Raw genomic sequence first — 17724 nt, 5'->3', positions numbered from 1 at the left:
ATTTTTCCCCAGAAAGTTACTTCATATCAACTTGCAGTTATATCTTTCGACACAAATTAGTCAGTGTAAAGTCCAATGTGATTGCCCGCAGGGTCAGCAAATACGGCAAAATACCATTTCCCATCGGCTTGAATTTTAGTCTTGGGATAACTATGCTGCCACCTTGCTTCATTACTTGCCGGATTGACCTGTCAATGTCTTCACAGTTAAAGTGAATTAATACACCATGCTCTGAGGGTTTGAAGTTCGGTGCATAAGATATAGTACCTACCGTTTGTCCGTCCTGCACGAAACAAGCCATTTTCTCGTTATTATATTCGGCTACCATAAGTTCAACTCCCAAGATTGTTTGATAGAAATTTACTGATTGGTAGAAGTAGGTAACGGGAATTTCAAAGAATGCGATTAAATTTTTCACGTTCTTTTTCTTTTAGTTGCTATTTTGTCCTGCGCTAAGACAGTGCAAAATTACGATTGGCATAAGGAACTGGATAGAACGAAGGGGACATTTTAGAGGGTGCAACTTCACACGTTGTTGCCCCCTCCCTGTTGTTAACTTTCACTGACAGTGAAAGTTTTAGATTTTCTTTCCGATATAAAATACATAGCCATAAAAGCCTTTATACTTATTGTATAATGCTTCTTCAAGATGCTGAAACTCTATGAGTTTCTTTACGGTTTCATTATGGGGATATTTTTTCAGCATTAGTTTACGGGCTTCACTCAAAGGCTGATAGTAATGTTCCGTCCAGCATTTTTCCGGCAACACAAATGAAGCAACTGGGAGATAGCCAGCTCTCTGCATTTGTGCGACTTTAACAGGAATTGTATCTATCTCTTGATACCCCTGCATCCAAAAATCGTGTATTTCAGCCGGACGCTTTTCTGTAAACCATGAACTTTCCGAAACTGCAATATACCCATTAGGTTTCAAATAATCACGCCATTCATTTATACCTCTCTCAAAGCCGATATTATAAATAGCACCTTCCGACCATATCAAGTCTAAAGATTCTTTTTCAAAAGGTAGATTGTCCATTGAGCCGACAATCCCCTTCACTCTGTTTTGCAAATTCAGTTTTAAGGCATCATGATTGAACTTATCAATACACCCTGAAAAGAAATCAAGTCCTGTAATAGTTCCTGATACATTTTGTGCCAAAACCATAGTTTGACCTCCCGTTCCACAACCAATGTCTGCAATTTGCGCAGTATCGCTCAGATTATCAATGAAACTTAAAGCCTTTAATGTAACATCAGGACTTCCCGGACCTTGCCTTTTAGTATTAAGAAAAAATTCACAAATTAAATTTACATCGAAACCGTAAATTGTGTTGTTATCGTTATTCATTTTCATTGTATATATTGCGTACAGGGAAAATATGATGATACCTTACCTATACACAGATTAAAATTATAATATAAGCACACGAAAATAGCCCCCGAAAAGAATTATCCGAGAGTAAACGTAAAGAACAATCTACATTAGAAATGCAGATTGCTTACAACACAATATCCGATTGGTTTGTTTTCTTCATGCGAGCGAAGGTAGTGAATTATTTTATGCCATGCAAATTCAGCTTTGAATTTAGGTCGAGTATGCCTGGGCATTTCAGCCCAAACCTACTCGACCCAATCGTAAAAAGTTTATTTTCAATGATTTGTGTTTGTAGAAATAGAATGGTATCTTTGAACTGAAGATAAAGGCAGACACAATCCCGACAAGGGAAGCCAAATGTCCTTTGAAAAAAGTACCTAATTCGTATCCATCAAAAGATTGAGGTACGCTAAAATATTGATTTTAAGACTTGTGAACTGCTCGATTCAAGTCCCGAGCGGAACCGAGGAAAGTGCCGCTTCCACAGCTTATAGAGCACATCTATTTCAAGCGGTTCAAGCGTGAGAAACCGGAAACGGTCAAGCCGCTGAAACAGATTCTGAAGGAAATGGAGACCAAGAAGAAGCTGCAAAAAGAGAAAAAGGAGGAACGGAGGAAACAGCGTGCCCTCTCTTCCGATTCCGCAGCAGAGTAAACAGCGTTCACATGACATGAAGCGAAGTCTGAAAGCCGTCCGGTTTTCAGGCTTCGCTTTTTTGGTGATTCGAACCAATTGTCGCTTTTTCATTCCTCATGAAGAGTGCCCGTTTTTATTTTCTGTTTTTCCCATCCTTCCCTGCCCAAAATCCTCTTTTTTATCGTTTGGAAAATCCTTGCTGATGTAACGTGATGACATACGATGACACGCATCGTAAGGTTTGTAAATCAATGAATTAAACGCTATATATTCGCTGTCGAAATGATTTTTTGTTTCACCAATTAAAATTTTCGACACATGAAAAAAAGATTCTTTTCGGCAGCTTTCATGCTGCTTGCGACAGTCGGGGCTTTCGCCCAGGGTAACGGTATCGGCGGCATTACGGAAGCCACCAACATGGTCACTTCCTACTTCGACCCCGGCACCAAGTTGATTTACGCCATCGGAGCCGTTGTCGGCCTGATCGGGGGCGTGAAGGTCTATTCCAAGTTCTCGTCGGGCGACCCTGACACCTCGAAGACCGCCGCCAGCTGGTTCGGAGCATGTATCTTCCTTATCGTGGCTGCTACCATCTTACGCTCATTCTTCCTGTAACATGGCGAAGTATCCGGTCAATAAGGGGATAGGCCGCAGCCTGGAGTTCAAAGGGCTCAAGAGCCAGTACCTGTTCATCTTCGCGGGCGGGCTGCTCGCCCTGTTCGTGGTGTTCGTCATCATGTACATGGTGGGTATCGACCAGTGGGTCTGCATCGGTTTCGGTGTCGTTTCCGCTTCGGTGCTTGTCTGGGCGACATTCCGAATGAACGCGAAGTACGGCGAATGGGGGCTTATGAAACTCCACGCGCTGCGCAGCCATCCCCGCTACATCATCAACCGGAGGAAGTTCCTTCGGTTGATTTCTCCAACCTCAAAAAAAGGAAAAGTATGAGAAACGTAATGAAAACAGCGACGCTGGAAAGCAAATTTCCGTTGCTCTCGGTAGAGCACGGGTGTATCGTCAGCAAGGATGCGGACATTACCGTGGCCTATAAGGTGGAACTGCCCGAACTTTTCACGCTCACAAAGGCGGAATACGAGGCCGTCCATTCGACATGGGCGAAAGCGGTCAAGGTGCTGCCGAACTACAGCATCGTGCACAAGCAGGACTTCTTCATCGAGGAAAGCTACCGTCCCGACATTTGCAAGGACGACCTGAGTTTTCTCAGCCGCAGTTTCGAGCGGCATTTCAACGAACGTCCGTATTTGCAGCACACTTGTTACCTGTTCCTGACCAAGACGACCAAGGAGCGTAGTCGCACTACCAGCAGCTTCAACGCCCTCACGCGGAATTTCATCATCCCGAAGGAAATGACGGACAGGGAGACTGTCACCCGTTTCATGGAGAGTTGTGAGCAGTTCGAGCGTATCGTCAACGACAGCGGCCTCCTTCGCATGACACGTCTGACGGATGAGGAAATCACGGGAACGGACACCTCTGCGGGAATCATCGAGAAATACTTCTCGCTCTCGCAGGAGGACACCGCCTGCTTGCAGGACCTGTCACTCGGTGCCGGGGAGATGAAGATAGGCGACAACTACCTCTGCCTGCACACCCTTTCCGACCCGGAGGACCTGCCCTCGAACGTGGCTACCGACTGCCGCTACGAACGGTTGTCCACCGACCGGAGCGACTGCCGTCTCTCCTTCGCCGCGCCGATAGGCATCCTGCTCACATGCAACCATGTCGTGAACCAGTACCTCTTCATCGACGATTCGGCGGAGAGCCTGCGCAAGTTCGAGCAGACCGCGAGGAACATGCACTCGCTTTCCCGTTACAGCCGTTCCAACCAGATCAACCGCGAATGGATCGAGGAATACCTGAACGAGGCGCACAGCAAGGGGCTGACTTCTATCCGGACACATTGTAATGTCATGGCATGGAGCGATGACCGGGAGAAACTCAAGCGCATCAAGAACGACGTCGGCAGCCAGCTGGCACTCATGGAGGCGAAGCCGCGCCACAACACGGTAGATGTCCCGACGCTGTTCTGGGCGGCGATACCCGGCAATGCCGGTGATTTCCCGTTCGAGGAGAGCTTTCACACCTTCATCGAGCAGGCATTATGCCTGTTCATCGGGGAGACATCCTACAAGGACTCGCTATCACCGTTCGGCATCCGCATGGTGGACCGGCTGACGGGAAAGCCCGTTCATCTGGATATTTCCGACCTGCCGATGAAGAATGGTACAATCACGAATAGGAATAAATTTATACTCGGACCATCCGGCTCAGGCAAGTCTTTCTTCACCAACCACATGGTGCGCCAATATTATGAACAAGGGACCCACGTGCTTTTGGTGGATACCGGAAATTCCTATCAGGGACTGTGCAACCTTATCCATGCGCGGACACACGGTGAGGACGGCATCTACTTTACCTACAAGGAGGATGACCCGATAGCCTTCAACCCTTTCTACGTGGAGGACGGTGTGTTCGACATTGAGAAGAAGGAATCCATCAAGACGCTTATCCTCACTTTGTGGAAACGTGACGATGAACCGCCCACGAGAGCTGAAGAGGTGGCGCTTTCCAATGCAGTGAACCTCTTTTTAGCGAACATCCGCAACGACAGGGACAACAGACCTTCCTTCAATACCTTTTACGAGTTCATCCGTGACGAGTACCAGGACATTCTGAAGGAGAAGCGCACCCGCGAGAAGGATTTCGATGTATTCAACTTCCTGAACGTGCTTGAACCTTACTACCGGGGCGGCGAGTATGACTACCTTCTGAACAGCGACAAGCAGCTTGATTTACTCGGTAAACGCTTCATTGTCTTTGAGTTGGACAATATCAAGGACAACAAGGTACTGTTCCCGATTGTGACCATCATCATCATGGAAACCTTCATCAACAAGATGAGGAAGTTGAAAGGTGTCCGTAAGATGATATTGCTGGAAGAAGCCTGGAAAGCCATCAGCAAGGAGGGCATGGCGGAATATCTGAAGTATCTCTTTAAGACCGTCAGAAAGTTCTTCGGCGAGGCCGTTGTCGTAACTCAGGAGGTCGAGGACATCATCTCATCGCCGATTGTGAAGGGTACCATCATCAACAACAGCGACTGCAAGATTCTCCTTGACCAGCGCAAGTACATGAACAAGTTCGATGAGATACAGGAGTTGCTCGGTCTGACTGACAAGGAACGTGCGCAAATTCTTTCCATCAACATGGCGAACAATCCTTCCAGAAAGTACAAGGAGGTCTGGATTGGTCTGGGCGGTACACAGTCGGCGGTATATGCCACCGAGGTGTCGCTTGAGGAATATGTATGCTACACCACCGAAGAGACCGAAAAACTTGAACTCATGCGGCTTACGGAAAAACTGGGTGGCAATATCGAGCTTGCCATCAAGCAGTTGGCGGAGAGCAAACGTGAGAAGAACATCTTATAAACCATCTAAAAATCACAAGTATGTATAGCGATTTGAAATCAGACCAGAGGAAACGCGAGGAAGTCATCTCGTCCCTTTATTGGTCATTGATGCAGAATTGGGACATTCCGAAATCCATTTGTGACCATTACGGATTTACAGAGGATTACCGGCTGTTCCATCAACTTGAAGAGTTGGAGCCTGCCGAATACAAGCGGAAAAGAGAAACCGGTGAAGTTCCCGACATCCTGGAAGTGGATGCAAGGCTGACCCGCACAGTCGAAAAGGTCTTTGAGAGTTTGTGTGGTAAACCTCCTGCACCGTATCTTGACAAGATGAACGAGGAACTGGAGAATCTGGGACAGATTGCCGCCTTGCCGGATTCCGTCCATGACATCCTCCATATCACTCCGGCATTTCTCGTCAAGTACGGCATAGACAAAAATGCCTCTGCCACGGAACGCTCCTGTCAGGCGGAGAAAGCATATCGGGAACTGGATGCCAGGTTTGTGAAGATGACAGGACGCGAACCGTATGCCAATGAGTTTTTCGCTTCCCTCAGACAAGGGAAGGAAAAGACGCCGGAGGCGAAACGTCCGAAGCAGGTACACAAGCCTATCCTCCGCAACCCGCCGTCCAAGGGGCGGAAAATGGGACTTTGAATTTCAACAGAATTTTATTCACCAATTAAAACAGTTACATCATGAAAAAGAAAATCCTCATGCTGTGTATGGGCTGTTTCTTCATCAGCCTTACAGCGAAAGCGCAATGGGTCGTGAGCGATCCCGGCAATCTTGCCCAGGGTATCATCAATGCCGCCAAGAATATCGTTCACACATCTTCCACCGCGAGCAATATGCTCAACAATTTTCAGGAGACCGTGAAGATTTACAAGCAAGGCAAAGAGTATTACGACGGGCTTCGCAAGATCAAGAACCTTGTCCGTGACGCGCGTAAGGTGCAGCAGACCATCCTCATGGTCGGTGACATCACGGACATCTATGTGAACAGTTTCGAGCGTATGCTCAGCGACCCTTATTTCACGCCGGAAGAGCTGAGTGCCATCGCGATTGGTTACACGAAGCTGCTGGAAGAGAGTGCACACCTGCTGAACGACCTGAAAACGGTGGTCAACGAGAACGGACTTTCGATGAACGACAAGGAGCGGATGGATATCATCGACCGCTGCTACACCGATATGCTGCAATATCGCAGCCTGGTGCAATATTACACCAACAAGAACATCGGCGTTTCCTACCTGCGTGCCAAGAAACGGAACGACCTGGACCGTGTGATGGCCCTTTACGGCTCACCGAATGAACGTTACTGGTAATTCCTAATCCGATTCGCTTATGGTATTGTTGGCAATAAATTTCGACAACCTGCATCAGATCCTGCAAAACCTCTACACGGATATGATGCCGCTTTGCTCGCATATGACGGGTGTGGCGAAAGGACTCGCGGGGCTTGGTGCCCTGTTCTATGTGGCCTACCGGGTATGGCAGTCTCTGGCAAGGGCGGAGCCCGTGGATGTCTTTCCCCTTCTCCGTCCGTTTGCGTTGGGGTTATGTATCATGTTTTTCCCGACCATCGTGCTGGGCACGCTGAACAGTGTCATGTCGCCTATCGTGAAAGGTACACATTCAATACTGGAGGCACAGACCTTCGACATGAACGAGTACCGGGCGCAGAAGGACAGGCTGGAGTTCGAGGCGATGAAGCGCAATCCCGAGACGGCCTATCTGGTCGACAAGGAGTCCTTCGACAACAAACTGGACGAACTGGGGGTGATGGACGCGATAGAGGCCTGCGGAATGTATGTGGACCGGGCAATGTATAACATGAAGAAGGCGGTTCAGAATTTCTTCCGCGAACTGCTGGAACTCATGTTCAACGCGGCCGCCCTTGTCATCGACACGCTGCGGACGTTCTTCCTGATCGTGCTTTCGATACTGGGACCGATTTCGTTCGCCCTGTCCTGCTGGGACGGTTTCCAGGCCTCGCTCAGCCAATGGTTCGTCCGCTATATCAGCATCTACCTGTGGCTTCCGGTGAGTGACCTCTTCAGCAGTGTGCTGGCACGGATACAGGTGTTGATGCTCCGGCAGGACATCGAACAGCTTTCCGACCCGAACTTCATCCCGGACGGCTCCAACGGGGTTTACATCACTTTTCTGATTATCGGTATCATCGGGTATTTCACCATCCCGACAGTGGCCAACTGGATTATCCAGGCAGGAGGCGGTGCAGGCAATTACGGCAAGAACGTGACCCAGACGGCATCCAAGACCGGTTCCGTGGTGGCAGGAGCCGGCGGTGCGGCGGTAGGCAACATCGCAGGAAGGCTTATCAAATAGTAATAACCATCTTAAAACGACATTGGAATGGAATTCAAATCATTAAAAAACATCGAGACCAGTTTCAGGCATTTGCGCCTGTTCGGTATCGTCTATCTCTGCACGTGTACCCTGCTTGTGGGATATTCGGTGTGGAAGGCATACGGCTTTGCCGAGGCGCAGAGGCAGAAAATCTATGTGCTGGACGAGGGGAAGTCGCTCATGCTCGCCCTCTCGCAGGACCTGGAGCAGAACCGTCCCGTGGAGGCGAGGGAGCATGTCAGACGCTTCCATGAACTCTTTTTCTCGCTGGCTCCTGACAAGAGTGCGATAGAGGGCAATATCCAGCGTGCCATGTTCCTGAGCGACCGCTCTGCCTATGCCCATTACCGGGATCTGGCGGAACAGGGCTACTACAACCGGATCATCTCCGGCAACATGAGCCAGCGCATCGGGATTGACAGCGTGAAATGCGACTTCAACAGCTACCCGTATGAGGTAGTGACGTATGCCCGCCTTTCCATCATCCGGGAGAAGAGCGTGACGGAGCGCAGCCTCGTCACGCGGGGCAGGCTGCTCAATTCCACCCGCAGCGACAACAATCCGCACGGCTTCATCCTCGAAGCCTTCCGTGTGGTGGAAAACAGGGACATCAGAGTATATGACCGTTAAATTTTGAATGTATGAAAAAGATGCTTGTAAAAATCAGGGACTTGGCCGAAGAAAAACTGCGCGGTGTCTGCGCCGGGCTGAGTCCTGAAAAGAGAGTGATAACCATCGTCGTGCTGACCGTCCTGTTCGCGCTTGGGAATTTCTACATGATTTTCCGCGCCATATACGACATTGGACGGGAGGATGCCAAACGTGAGGTCATCGAGATAACCCCGCTGGATATCCCGGACTTTATTCAGGCGGACACCCTTACGGACAGTAAAATCCGCGAGATGGAAGAGTTTTTTAACCAGTTCAACAAAGAAGACAATGAGTAACGATGCAAACAAATTGAGACAGAGGCAGGAAATCAGGAAATACCTGGTCTTTGCCGGAATGTTCCTCCTGTTTGTCGGCTGCATGTGGCTGATTTTCGCGCCGTCCAAGGAGGAACGGCAGAGGGAGGAAAGGAATGCCGGTTTCAATTCCGAACTGCCCGACCCGAGAGGGGCAGGTATCGAGGCGGACAAGATTGCCGCCTACGAGCAGGCGGACATGAAACGCAGGCAGGAAGAGAAGATGCGCACGCTGGAGGATTTCTCCGCGCTTGCCGATGAAAACAGGCAGAATGAAACAAGCAGTCCTGTCGTGGAAATACCGCAGGAGCGGGAATCCGAAAGTGCATCATCCTATCGTGGCAGCGGAAACCGCAGGAATGGGGCCATATCTTCGTCCACATCCGCCTATAACGATATCAACTCCACGCTCGGCAGTTTCTATGAGGCACCGAGAGAAGACCCCGAAAAGGAGGCATTGAAAGCCGAGGTGGAGCAGTTGAAGCAGGCTGCCGCGGTACAGCAACCCGCACAGATGACCTACGAGGAGCAGGTAGCATTGCTGGAAAAATCTTACGAACTGGCCGCCAAATATACGCCGGGCAAGGATGGCGCAGGTACGGAAAAACGGGAAGAAACCGAACCTGCCGCCAACGGCAGGAAGGCAAGAGCCGTTCCCGTGGGACAGGTCTCCACACCGGTGGTGTCATCGCTTCCGCAACCCGTCAGTGATTCCGTACTGTTGGCACGGATGGCACAGACCGGATATGCTGGATTCCATACCGCCGTGGGAAAGACGGCTGACGGGCATACGAGGAATACCATCCGTGCCTGCGTGCATGGTGACCAGACCATAAGAAGCGGGCAGAGCGTTAGGTTAAGGCTTTTGGAACCGATGCGTGTCGGCAGGTATGTCCTTCCACGCAACTCCCTTGTCACGGGCGAGGGGCGCATACAAGGCGAAAGGCTCGGCATTGGAATCATACAGGTGGAGCACGACGGCATCATCATTCCCGTGGAGCTTGCCGTGTATGACAATGACGGACAGGAGGGCATCTTCATTCCCGGCTCGATGGAAGCGAATGCCGCCAAGGAGGTAGCGGCCAACTTGGGACAAAACCTTGGCACGAGCATATCCATCACCAACCAGTCAGCCGGAGACCAGCTGCTCTCCGAACTCGGCAGGGGTGCCATACAGGGAGTGTCGCAATACATATCCCGGAAGATGCGGGAGGAAAAAGTACACCTCAAATCCGGTTATACCCTGATGCTTTACCAGAACGATAATCAATAACCCATTAAAATTCACAAAGTATGAAAAAGATTTTTGTAATGTTTGCCCTCATGACGGGCGCAGTGAGTGCTTTTGCACAGAATGCAGCCGATTCTATATCGGCAGAAACAGGCAGAGTCACAATGACCAGGGAACTCTATCCCGGGCAGGAGGATGGCGACCTCTACCACGGTCTGACCCGGAAGCTCACCTTTGACAGGATGGTTCCCCCGTATGGGCTGGAAGTGACCTACGACAAGACCACGCACATCATTTTCCCCTCCGCCGTCCGCTATGTGGACCTCGGTTCCCCGAATCTTGTGGCGGGAAAGGCCGACGGTGCGGAGAATGTTATCCGCGTAAAGGCGGTGGTCAGGAATTTCCGTGACGAGACGAACATGTCGGTCATCACCGAAAGCGGCAGTTTCTACACGTTCAATGTCAAGTATGCGGACGAGCCGTTGTTGCTGAACATCGAGATGAAGGACTTCATCCATGACGGCAGCAAGGTGAACCGTCCGAACAACGCGCTTGACATATATCTAAAGGAACTGGGCAGTGAATCCCCCAAACTCGTGCAACTGATCAACAAGAGTATCCACAAAGAGAACAAACGCCATGTCAAGCACATCGGTAGCAAGGCTTTCGGCATCCAGTACCTCCTGCGCGGTATTTATACCCATAACGGGCTGCTCTATTTCCACACGCAGGTACGCAACCAGTCGAATGTGCCTTTCGAGGTGGATTTCGTGACGTTCAAGATTGTGGATAAGAAGGTAATGAAGCGTACAGCCATCCAGGAGCAGATTGTTTTTCCTCTCAGAGCCTATAACTATGCCACTTTGGTAGCTGGAAATAAGGACGAACGTACCATGTTCACTTTTGACAAGTTCACCATCCCTGCCGGTAAGGTGCTGGTCGTGGAACTGAACGAGAAAAGCGGCGGGCGTCACCAGTCGTTCACCGTGGAGAGCGAGGACATCGTGAGAGCCAAAGTGATCAACGAACTTAAAGTGAAGTAGCCATGCGTAAGGTCATCTATATGTTAGTAGCGGTCGTATCGCTTGCCCTGTTTTCAGGGCAGGCATACGCCCAACGCTGTCTCCCCGGCATGAAAGGCGTGGAGCTGCGGGGCGGATTTGCGGAAGGCTCGAAATCACCCTTGAACCATTATGCGGGATTCGCGGTATCGGGATATACCAAGAAAGCCAACCGCTGGATTGTCGGTGCGGAATACCTGTTGAAGAATTACGAGTACCGTAACGTGTCCGTTCCTCGTGCGCAGTTCACTGCCGAGGGTGGGTACTATCTGAAATTCCTGTCCGACCCTTCCAAAACACTGTTCCTTTCCATCGGCGGCTCGGCTTTGGCCGGTTACGAAACCGTGAATTGGGGGAATAAGATGTTGTATGACGGCTCGAAGTTGCTCGCCAAGGATGCCTTTATCTATGGCGGGGCGATAACACTGGAGCTTGAAACCTATGTCACGGACCGTATCGTGCTGCTTGCCAGCGTCCGGGAACGCGCCATGTGGGGAGGTTCATTATCCGTGTTCACTATGCAATTCGGGCTGGGCGTGAAATTTATCATCAATTAAAACATCACGGCTTATGAATATAGAAGATATAAGGAAGATTCCCATTACGGATTTTCTGGCACGGATGGGACATGAGCCGACGGCCCGGAAAGGGAATGAATGGTGGTATTCCGCCCCTTATCGGGAAGAACGGACACCGTCGTTCAGGGTGAATATTCTAAAGAATGTGTGGCAGGACTTCGGCATCGGGCGTGGCGGGGATATATTCTCGCTTGCAGGAGAAATCATTGGCAGCGGTGATTTCAAGTCGCAGGCTAAATTCATTTCGGAATCATTGGGTGGTATTGTTCCGGAAATAGTTTTCCGTCCGAAAGAAAAATGTTTCGACACCACACCTGGTGAAGAGAATTGCTTCGTGAATGTACGCATTGAGCCATTGAACAACAAAATCCTGCTCAATTATCTGAAAGAGCGTGGCATTTGCAGCGATGTGGCATTGCCGAACTGTGAGGAAGTCAGATATACCTTGCATGGCAAGCGGTACTTCTCCATCGGATTCAGGAACATCAGCGGTGGGTATGAGTTGCGCAGCCGCCTGTTCAAGGGCAGTATGTCGCCGAAGGACATATCGCTCATCGACAACGGTTCGGACACCTGTAACATTTTCGAGGGGTTCATTGACTATCTCTCATGGATGGTGCTCGGCCTGGGATGCGGCGATGACTACCTCGTGCTGAACTCGGTGGCTTTATTGGAACGCTCGTATGGTTTCCTTGACAAGTACGACCGGGTCAATTGTTACCTGGACCGTGACGAAGCGGGGCGAAGGACACTGGAAGCCCTCCGCAAACGCTACGGCAACAAGATAGAGGACTGTTCTTCCCTGTACAAGGGATTCAAGGATTTGAACGAATACCTGCAATATTGGGAAGGAATTATTGAACAATAGAAAAACCATTAAAATGACAATGAACATGAAAAAGAAAAATAAGATGAACGCGTTTGCCGCTATCTTTTCGGCAATGCTTGCGACTGTAGTAGCAATAGCCCTGGTATCCTGTGACAATGATTTGGATGTGCAGCAGGGATATCCCTTCACAGTGGAGACGATGCCAGTACCCAAACGTATCGTGAAAGGCGAGACCGTGGAAATACGGTGCGAACTCAAGCGTGAGGGCCGGTTCTCCGATGCACGGTACACCGTCCGTTATTTCCAGCCTGACGGCAAAGGCTCGCTCCGCATGGACGACGGGATGGTGTTGCTGCCCAACGACCGTTATCCGCTTGACAGGGAGGTGTTCCGGCTGTACTACACTTCCGAGTGCGAGGACCAACAGAGTATTGACATATATTTCGAGGACAACAGTGCCCCTGCACAATTATTCCTGCTTAGTTTTGATTTCAACAACGAGAAAAAGGATGACGCAGAAGATGATACGGGAGGAACCGGCAGAATTCCCCGAACCGGTGGGGAACTTGTGAAAAATCCTTTGGTGAACATTGAAACGGTTACGGTATGCGAGTGATTGTAGCGGCTATATGCCTGATTCTAACCTGTAACTGTCTGGCGGCTCATCCACGGGGAGGCGGTGGCTCGCCTCCCACTGCCACGGAAATCCCGGATTCGCTTTTCGAGCAGGCCATCGCCTGCATCAAGCGGTTCGAGGGTTGGCATGGAAAACATCTGCCTTATGTGGGCTGGGGTCACAAACTTTTGCCGGGAGAGACGTTCAGACCGGATATGAGCAAGGCACAGGCGGATTCATTGCTCAGAGCGGATTTGAGGAAACTGTGCAGGATGTGCAGCCGTTTCGGAAAGGATGCCCTTTTAGTCGCCACCTTGTCTTATAATGTGGGATATTACCGTGTGGTCGGCTATGGCAAGATACCCAAGAGCAGGCTTATTCAAAAGTTGGAAGCCGGGGACAGGGACATTTACAACGAGTATGTCTCATTCCGGTGCTACAAGGGGAAAGTGGTACCGAGCATTGAACGGAGAAGAAAAGTGGAATATATGCTACTGTTTAAGAAGTAAAAAAGAAGAGGGAGAATCATTCGGCATCAGACCGCCAGGTTCTCCCTCTTTTGTGATTTCAATGGAATCCATCCGTTCAGCCTACCGGTATGGCGTCCATGATTTCCGCTTCTTCTGGCAGGCGTGACAGCAATAGCTCCGCCATCGCCCCGTTCTGCGGAATCAAAGCCGGAAAGTCCGTCTTACCAGGTTTGTATATCTCCGTAGCGACATTGTAAAGATCCCAGGCGGTAATCTGTCCCTTTGTCATTACCAGCTTCAGCACCTCTTCCGTGAATACCGATATCTGCCCCTGATTCAAGGGATAGGTCTCCACGGTGGAGGAAAGGTTCTTGTCCGCGCTGTCGTGGGAAACACGCAATGCCGTCAACAGTCCTATATACATATATATTTCTTCCAAAGGGATAACTCTGCGTTTCAATCTCTGTATCCGTTCGATGTCCTCGTTCATGTTCACCTCGAAGTTTGCCATCCAGCCATCCACGGTGTCGAACAACTCTTCTGTAGTCACCTTTTTCTTTCCATAATTACATACGCTTCTTTCCGGAGAAAGGATGCACTGGTTATGGCAGATTTTCACACAAGGGCCTATGGCCGCCTGTACCCCGTCCTGGTGGTAGGCTACGACAAGCGTGGTCGTCAGCTCGTCGGTTTCCCAGTCCTTGATGCGGATGGTGGTGAAGATACGGCGGAGTATATGCGCTTCCACCGCCTTTTCCCCGTGGATTTGTTCCACTTGCGGGAGTATGCTCACGCCGGGTTGTGTCTTGTTCCTGTTTTGTGCGGCGAAGATTTCCTCCACCTCGTAGTCAAGGTTGTGCTTTTCACAGATATCCATCATGCGCTGGATGACCTGGTAATGGTAGATGCCCTGTACCGGATTGTTGTAAATGTCATTCTCCTTGTAGGTACGCTGTAATGTCTCGAAGTCCATCACTTCGATTCCGTTCTGCTGGAAATCAAACTGCTGTTGTCTTTCCAATACTGCCAGATTTGCCATAATCTTGAAGTTTATTAAGTTAATACTATGTTGATGTTACTTTTCCTTTTGTTCCGGTCAGGTATGTATCTGCCATCCGTGGAACGGTTCCAGTGTGACGGCAAAAGACCTGTCCGGTATTCCGTGATAAAGCAGGCCTCCCACGATGCCGGTTCTTCCATCGGGATAGCGTTGCGTGAAGCCGAACGAATACGGGGCATGGTCGTAGTAGAGCGATATTTCATTGGGATGGTCGGGATTCTTCTCCCAGCTTTCCAGCCTGTCCAGGCACTTCTGGAACGAGGTGTCGCCGATGGACTCGGCATAGCGCTTTACATTCTCGAAATGTTCTTCATTCAGGATTTTCATGACTTTTGCATTTTATCTGTTAAACACGTCCGGCTCCGGGAGCCGGTATTTTTATTTCTCGCCTGCCTGACTGTCCCGTGTCCGCATCCGGCAAGGTTTGGCGAAAGAAAATACCGCAGCAGCGGCGAGGATGATTTTCTTTCAGCCAACCCCGAAGGGACCTGACCTTGCAGGATACACAGGACACGGGGCTACCTTTGCAGGGTGGGAAATAAAATAATAGCCCCGTTGTTGCCTGTTTTGTCAGATACGATTCAATTTTTGCATGGATTCCATCTCAGAACGGATTTCATGTTCCAATGCCGTGTATTTTTCCTTTTTCATACGCAGTTTTTCACGAAACCCTACCAGCTGTTCATCTGTATTTTCATCAAAGAACAGGTTGTTTGTACGCTGGTATTGGATATACTCACGTTCTTTACGCTCCGCGATGGAGATTTGGGCTTTGGCTGCTGACAGTCTTGACAGTGAGGAGTTGAAATTGGTACGCAGTCCGGTACGTCTGTCATAATAGCTGTAATAGGTATTGATTTGCCTTTTGGGGTACAGGCATTGCAACCGGGCTTCACGCCAGCGGACTACCCAACGGTAACGCTTGTGCAGTTCCCTCGGAAGGTCATACGAATGAAGCCGGATTGGATTGCCGGCTTCATCCTTGCATTCGATGGAAATGAATACCCAGCGTTCAACCCGCAGTTCACGCTCGGCACGTGCCAGTTCCCTGGCATATTCCATCCAGTCGTCCATTCGTTCCTGTGCCATATCGAGAAAGGTCAGCTTTCGGTAATTGTTTCCAGAAATGTCAGGTAAGCGGCAATAGCCTTGTGGCAGCCGGAAAAATCAGGCGTGCGACAACCGCGTTTCTTGTAGAAACGAATGCTCCCGGACTTATTCAACCCGCATACATGACGGTTCAATGTCCCTTTGGTCCGTATATGGATTTCAAAGCCGTCCCGTTTGGTTATTTCAAGGAACATATTTGCCGGGATGTATTCCCCGTTCAGAAACTTTTGTTTCTCCTCGTCAAGTTCCTGTTGCCACTTCGCTTCCTCCAGCCTGCGTTTCTCCTCTTCCTGTTCTTTTTGCTCCTGCCGTCTTTGTTCCTGTTTCTTCCGGTACGCTTCACGGGCTTGCAGCAAAGGAACTGTGTCAAGTCCGAGTTCTTCAAAAACACGGATCGACAAAAGGGAGACATGGTTCCCGTTTTCCGCATCCTGAAGCATATTCGCAATCCAGTTTTTGCAATACTTGACAAGTTTTTCTTTTTGTTCCTCCCTTCCAAGCATTTCCCTGGAATACTGCCCGCAAGAGAAATAGATGTTTTCAACCTTGCAGACCACATAGAAATAATCATAGTTTTCATTCCCGTATTCGTTCTTGTCCGATAACGAGAGATAGATGTTTTCCGCATACGCTTCCAGTTCCATGTACGGAGCCACGACGGTATTTCCGTCAAACTTGTATTTCAATACTTTCGCTTTCATGATTCATTCTTGTTTTGACATTTCGAGTTGTCTCAGTTGGTTTGTATTCGCCTTGCCTGCCATGCCTGATGTGCAATAATGACCTCTTCGCGTTCTTGTTCCAGCAAAGTCTTCGTCTCCGGGGTATATCCGAGGAATTGGATGTATCCGCCATTATACCCTGTGAGTCTGCACCGCATTCCGGCCTGTTCTAATTTGTCAATCCGCTTTTGCGCGGTTTTGGCACTTGAATACTCTTTCGGCCAGAAATAATGCTCGCCTTGTGAGCCGTAATGGTCTTCCCCGAGTATCATCTCGCCGATATGCCTCCTGTGTTCGATGAAACCGAACCGTGCCGTACCCAATGCCTGCCGCAGGGCCTTGTGCGCCGTACCTTCGGGGTGCTTGAACACTTCCTGCTTCTCCTTTCCCTTGCAGGCGAGTTTCGGCAATTCCACCTTGTAAGGTTTCCGGTAGCTGCCTATGCCCAATGTCAGGTAGAAATTGGTGTGGAAATAGTCCGTCATGGCATTGCTGTCATCGAAGTTGTACGACATGACAAAGTCGCAGACATTCATCATCACCTCCTTCGCACGGTCTGTAAGGTCAGGATTCCACTCTATGTTGTAGTGGTTGATGGTGTCCTGCACCTTGCCGGATTCCTTGGTGAACGCCTCGAAGTCCGCGCTCATCAGCTTGATGTAAATGGAATTGTAATTCTCCCGTCTGACGGAGAACCTGTATCTGGGATAGGTTTCCTTGAGCCAGGTCCGCACCAGTTCCACAATCTCGGGAGCGTGCTGTCCCTTGTAATTGCGGCCTTTCCACCGGTATTCGTTATATACATACTCGGCATATTCCTTTGCCGTGGCCCCGGAATAGTCATATTCGTAGCCGGTGGTGTCAGCGGACATATTAGTGGAGTCCTTCCACACGTCATAAAGTTTTTCAAACTCGACGTTCACCTGCTGCATGACGGCAGTGTCACCACCCTTGTCCGGGTGGTGCTGCAATGCCAGACGGCGGTACTCTTTCTTCAAGTCCGCCAGACTGTGTATGTTCTGAAAATAAGTCATAACCGTAAGTTTTTATGCCCCTGCAAGGCGATTGATAAAATATTCCTGATAGTCGAGGTCGAGACCGAGATTGCTGCAAGCGAGTTCAATGTCGCCTTCCCTCAAATCATCCACATCCTGTAATTCGTGCAGGTATTGAAGTTCGGAATCCAGATACTCCTGCGCTTCTGTCTTGTCGCAACTGCATGAGTTGCAGATTAAGTCAATGATATTTTCTCCCATA

The 17724-nt window shown here is 49.7% G+C and carries 21 protein-coding genes and 2 pseudogenes; 15 read left to right on the top strand and 8 right to left on the bottom strand.

The window, feature by feature from the left end:
- Positions 1-56: 56 nt before the first annotated feature.
- Positions 57-418 (bottom strand): annotated as a pseudogene (locus L0M98_RS13660) (VOC family protein).
- Positions 419-577: 159 nt separating this feature from the next.
- Positions 578-1351: a class I SAM-dependent methyltransferase gene (locus tag L0M98_RS13655; protein ID WP_227216631.1), complete on the bottom strand. Its 774-nt coding sequence runs from the start codon at positions 1349-1351 to the stop codon at positions 578-580.
- 481 nt (positions 1352-1832) lie between these two features.
- Here L0M98_RS13655 and L0M98_RS13650 point away from each other — a divergent pair.
- The 15 genes and pseudogenes from L0M98_RS13650 to L0M98_RS13580 form a co-directional block, all read left to right on the top strand.
- Positions 1833-2033, top strand: a pseudogene (locus tag L0M98_RS13650) (hypothetical protein); the annotation flags it as partial.
- Positions 2034-2333: 300 nt separating this feature from the next.
- Positions 2334-2630 (top strand): DUF4134 domain-containing protein, encoded by a 297-nt coding sequence (locus L0M98_RS13645; protein ID WP_008766654.1) that lies wholly within the window; start codon positions 2334-2336, stop codon positions 2628-2630.
- A gap of 1 nt (position 2631) precedes the next feature.
- Positions 2632-2964 carry a DUF4133 domain-containing protein gene (locus tag L0M98_RS13640; protein WP_227216632.1) on the top strand — a complete coding sequence of 111 codons (333 nt, stop codon included), beginning with the start codon at positions 2632-2634 and terminating at the stop codon, positions 2962-2964.
- Positions 2961-5468, top strand: a complete 2508-nt coding sequence (locus L0M98_RS13635) for a TraG family conjugative transposon ATPase (protein ID WP_032559768.1) — start codon at positions 2961-2963, stop codon at positions 5466-5468. The genes L0M98_RS13640 and L0M98_RS13635 overlap by 4 nt, the downstream gene beginning before the upstream one ends.
- A 20-nt stretch (positions 5469-5488) precedes the next feature.
- The gene (locus tag L0M98_RS13630; RefSeq protein WP_032559769.1) at positions 5489-6109 is read left to right on the top strand and encodes a hypothetical protein; all 621 of its coding nucleotides are present in this window, start codon (positions 5489-5491) and stop codon (positions 6107-6109) included.
- Between the two features lie 41 nt (positions 6110-6150).
- Positions 6151-6780 carry a DUF4141 domain-containing protein gene (locus tag L0M98_RS13625; protein WP_008766651.1) on the top strand — a complete coding sequence of 210 codons (630 nt, stop codon included), beginning with the start codon at positions 6151-6153 and terminating at the stop codon, positions 6778-6780.
- Positions 6781-6799: 19 nt separating this feature from the next.
- Complete coding sequence (gene traJ / locus L0M98_RS13620; RefSeq protein ID WP_022140289.1) at positions 6800-7804, top strand: conjugative transposon protein TraJ; 1005 nt, start codon at positions 6800-6802, stop codon at positions 7802-7804.
- Between the two features lie 27 nt (positions 7805-7831).
- Positions 7832-8455 carry a conjugative transposon protein TraK gene (gene traK / locus L0M98_RS13615; RefSeq protein WP_032559772.1) on the top strand — a complete coding sequence of 208 codons (624 nt, stop codon included), beginning with the start codon at positions 7832-7834 and terminating at the stop codon, positions 8453-8455.
- An 11-nt stretch (positions 8456-8466) separates the two neighbouring features.
- Positions 8467-8772, top strand: coding sequence for a TraL conjugative transposon family protein (locus L0M98_RS13610; RefSeq protein ID WP_022140287.1), 306 nt, complete (start codon positions 8467-8469; stop codon positions 8770-8772).
- Positions 8765-10063, top strand: a complete 1299-nt coding sequence (traM, locus tag L0M98_RS13605) for a conjugative transposon protein TraM (RefSeq protein WP_032585284.1) — start codon at positions 8765-8767, stop codon at positions 10061-10063. The genes L0M98_RS13610 and traM overlap by 8 nt, the downstream gene beginning before the upstream one ends.
- A gap of 20 nt (positions 10064-10083) precedes the next feature.
- Entirely contained in the window at positions 10084-11064 is a 981-nt protein-coding gene (traN, locus tag L0M98_RS13600; RefSeq protein ID WP_008766646.1) for a conjugative transposon protein TraN, read from the top strand.
- Between the two features lie 2 nt (positions 11065-11066).
- Complete coding sequence (locus L0M98_RS13595; RefSeq protein WP_008766645.1) at positions 11067-11639, top strand: conjugal transfer protein TraO; 573 nt, start codon at positions 11067-11069, stop codon at positions 11637-11639.
- A gap of 13 nt (positions 11640-11652) precedes the next feature.
- Positions 11653-12528 carry a toprim domain-containing protein gene (locus tag L0M98_RS13590; RefSeq protein ID WP_008766644.1) on the top strand — a complete coding sequence of 292 codons (876 nt, stop codon included), beginning with the start codon at positions 11653-11655 and terminating at the stop codon, positions 12526-12528.
- Positions 12529-12601: 73 nt separating this feature from the next.
- A complete protein-coding gene (locus L0M98_RS13585) occupies positions 12602-13105 on the top strand; it encodes a DUF3872 domain-containing protein (protein ID WP_370645661.1) in 504 nt (167 codons plus the stop codon).
- Complete coding sequence (locus L0M98_RS13580) at positions 13096-13614, top strand: glycoside hydrolase family protein (RefSeq protein WP_016270779.1); 519 nt, start codon at positions 13096-13098, stop codon at positions 13612-13614. The genes L0M98_RS13585 and L0M98_RS13580 overlap by 10 nt, the downstream gene beginning before the upstream one ends.
- 76 nt (positions 13615-13690) lie before the next feature.
- Here the strand turns inward: L0M98_RS13580 and L0M98_RS13575 are convergent, their stop codons facing one another.
- From L0M98_RS13575 to L0M98_RS13550, 6 genes are all read right to left on the bottom strand, one after another.
- Positions 13691-14614, bottom strand: coding sequence for a hypothetical protein (locus tag L0M98_RS13575; RefSeq protein WP_008766256.1), 924 nt, complete (start codon positions 14612-14614; stop codon positions 13691-13693).
- A gap of 57 nt (positions 14615-14671) precedes the next feature.
- A complete protein-coding gene (locus L0M98_RS13570; protein WP_016270778.1) occupies positions 14672-14962 on the bottom strand; it encodes a DUF4120 family protein in 291 nt (96 codons plus the stop codon).
- Between the two features lie 243 nt (positions 14963-15205).
- Entirely contained in the window at positions 15206-15724 is a 519-nt protein-coding gene (locus L0M98_RS13565) for a hypothetical protein (protein ID WP_008766255.1), read from the bottom strand.
- 11 nt (positions 15725-15735) lie between these two features.
- A complete protein-coding gene (locus L0M98_RS13560; RefSeq protein ID WP_032559777.1) occupies positions 15736-16446 on the bottom strand; it encodes a hypothetical protein in 711 nt (236 codons plus the stop codon).
- Positions 16447-16478: 32 nt separating this feature from the next.
- Positions 16479-17501, bottom strand: a complete 1023-nt coding sequence (locus L0M98_RS13555; RefSeq protein WP_008766253.1) for an LPD29 domain-containing protein — start codon at positions 17499-17501, stop codon at positions 16479-16481.
- 12 nt (positions 17502-17513) lie between these two features.
- Positions 17514-17723, bottom strand: coding sequence for a hypothetical protein (locus L0M98_RS13550; protein ID WP_008766252.1), 210 nt, complete (start codon positions 17721-17723; stop codon positions 17514-17516).
- Between the last annotated feature and the right edge of the window lies 1 nt (position 17724).

It is taken from the genome of Butyricimonas sp. DFI.6.44, assembly GCF_022132345.1.
Classification (GTDB): Bacteria; Bacteroidota; Bacteroidia; order Bacteroidales; family Marinifilaceae; genus Butyricimonas; species Butyricimonas muris.
Note: the sequence above shows the minus strand (reverse complement) of the source record. Positions and strands in the feature narration are given on the sequence as shown.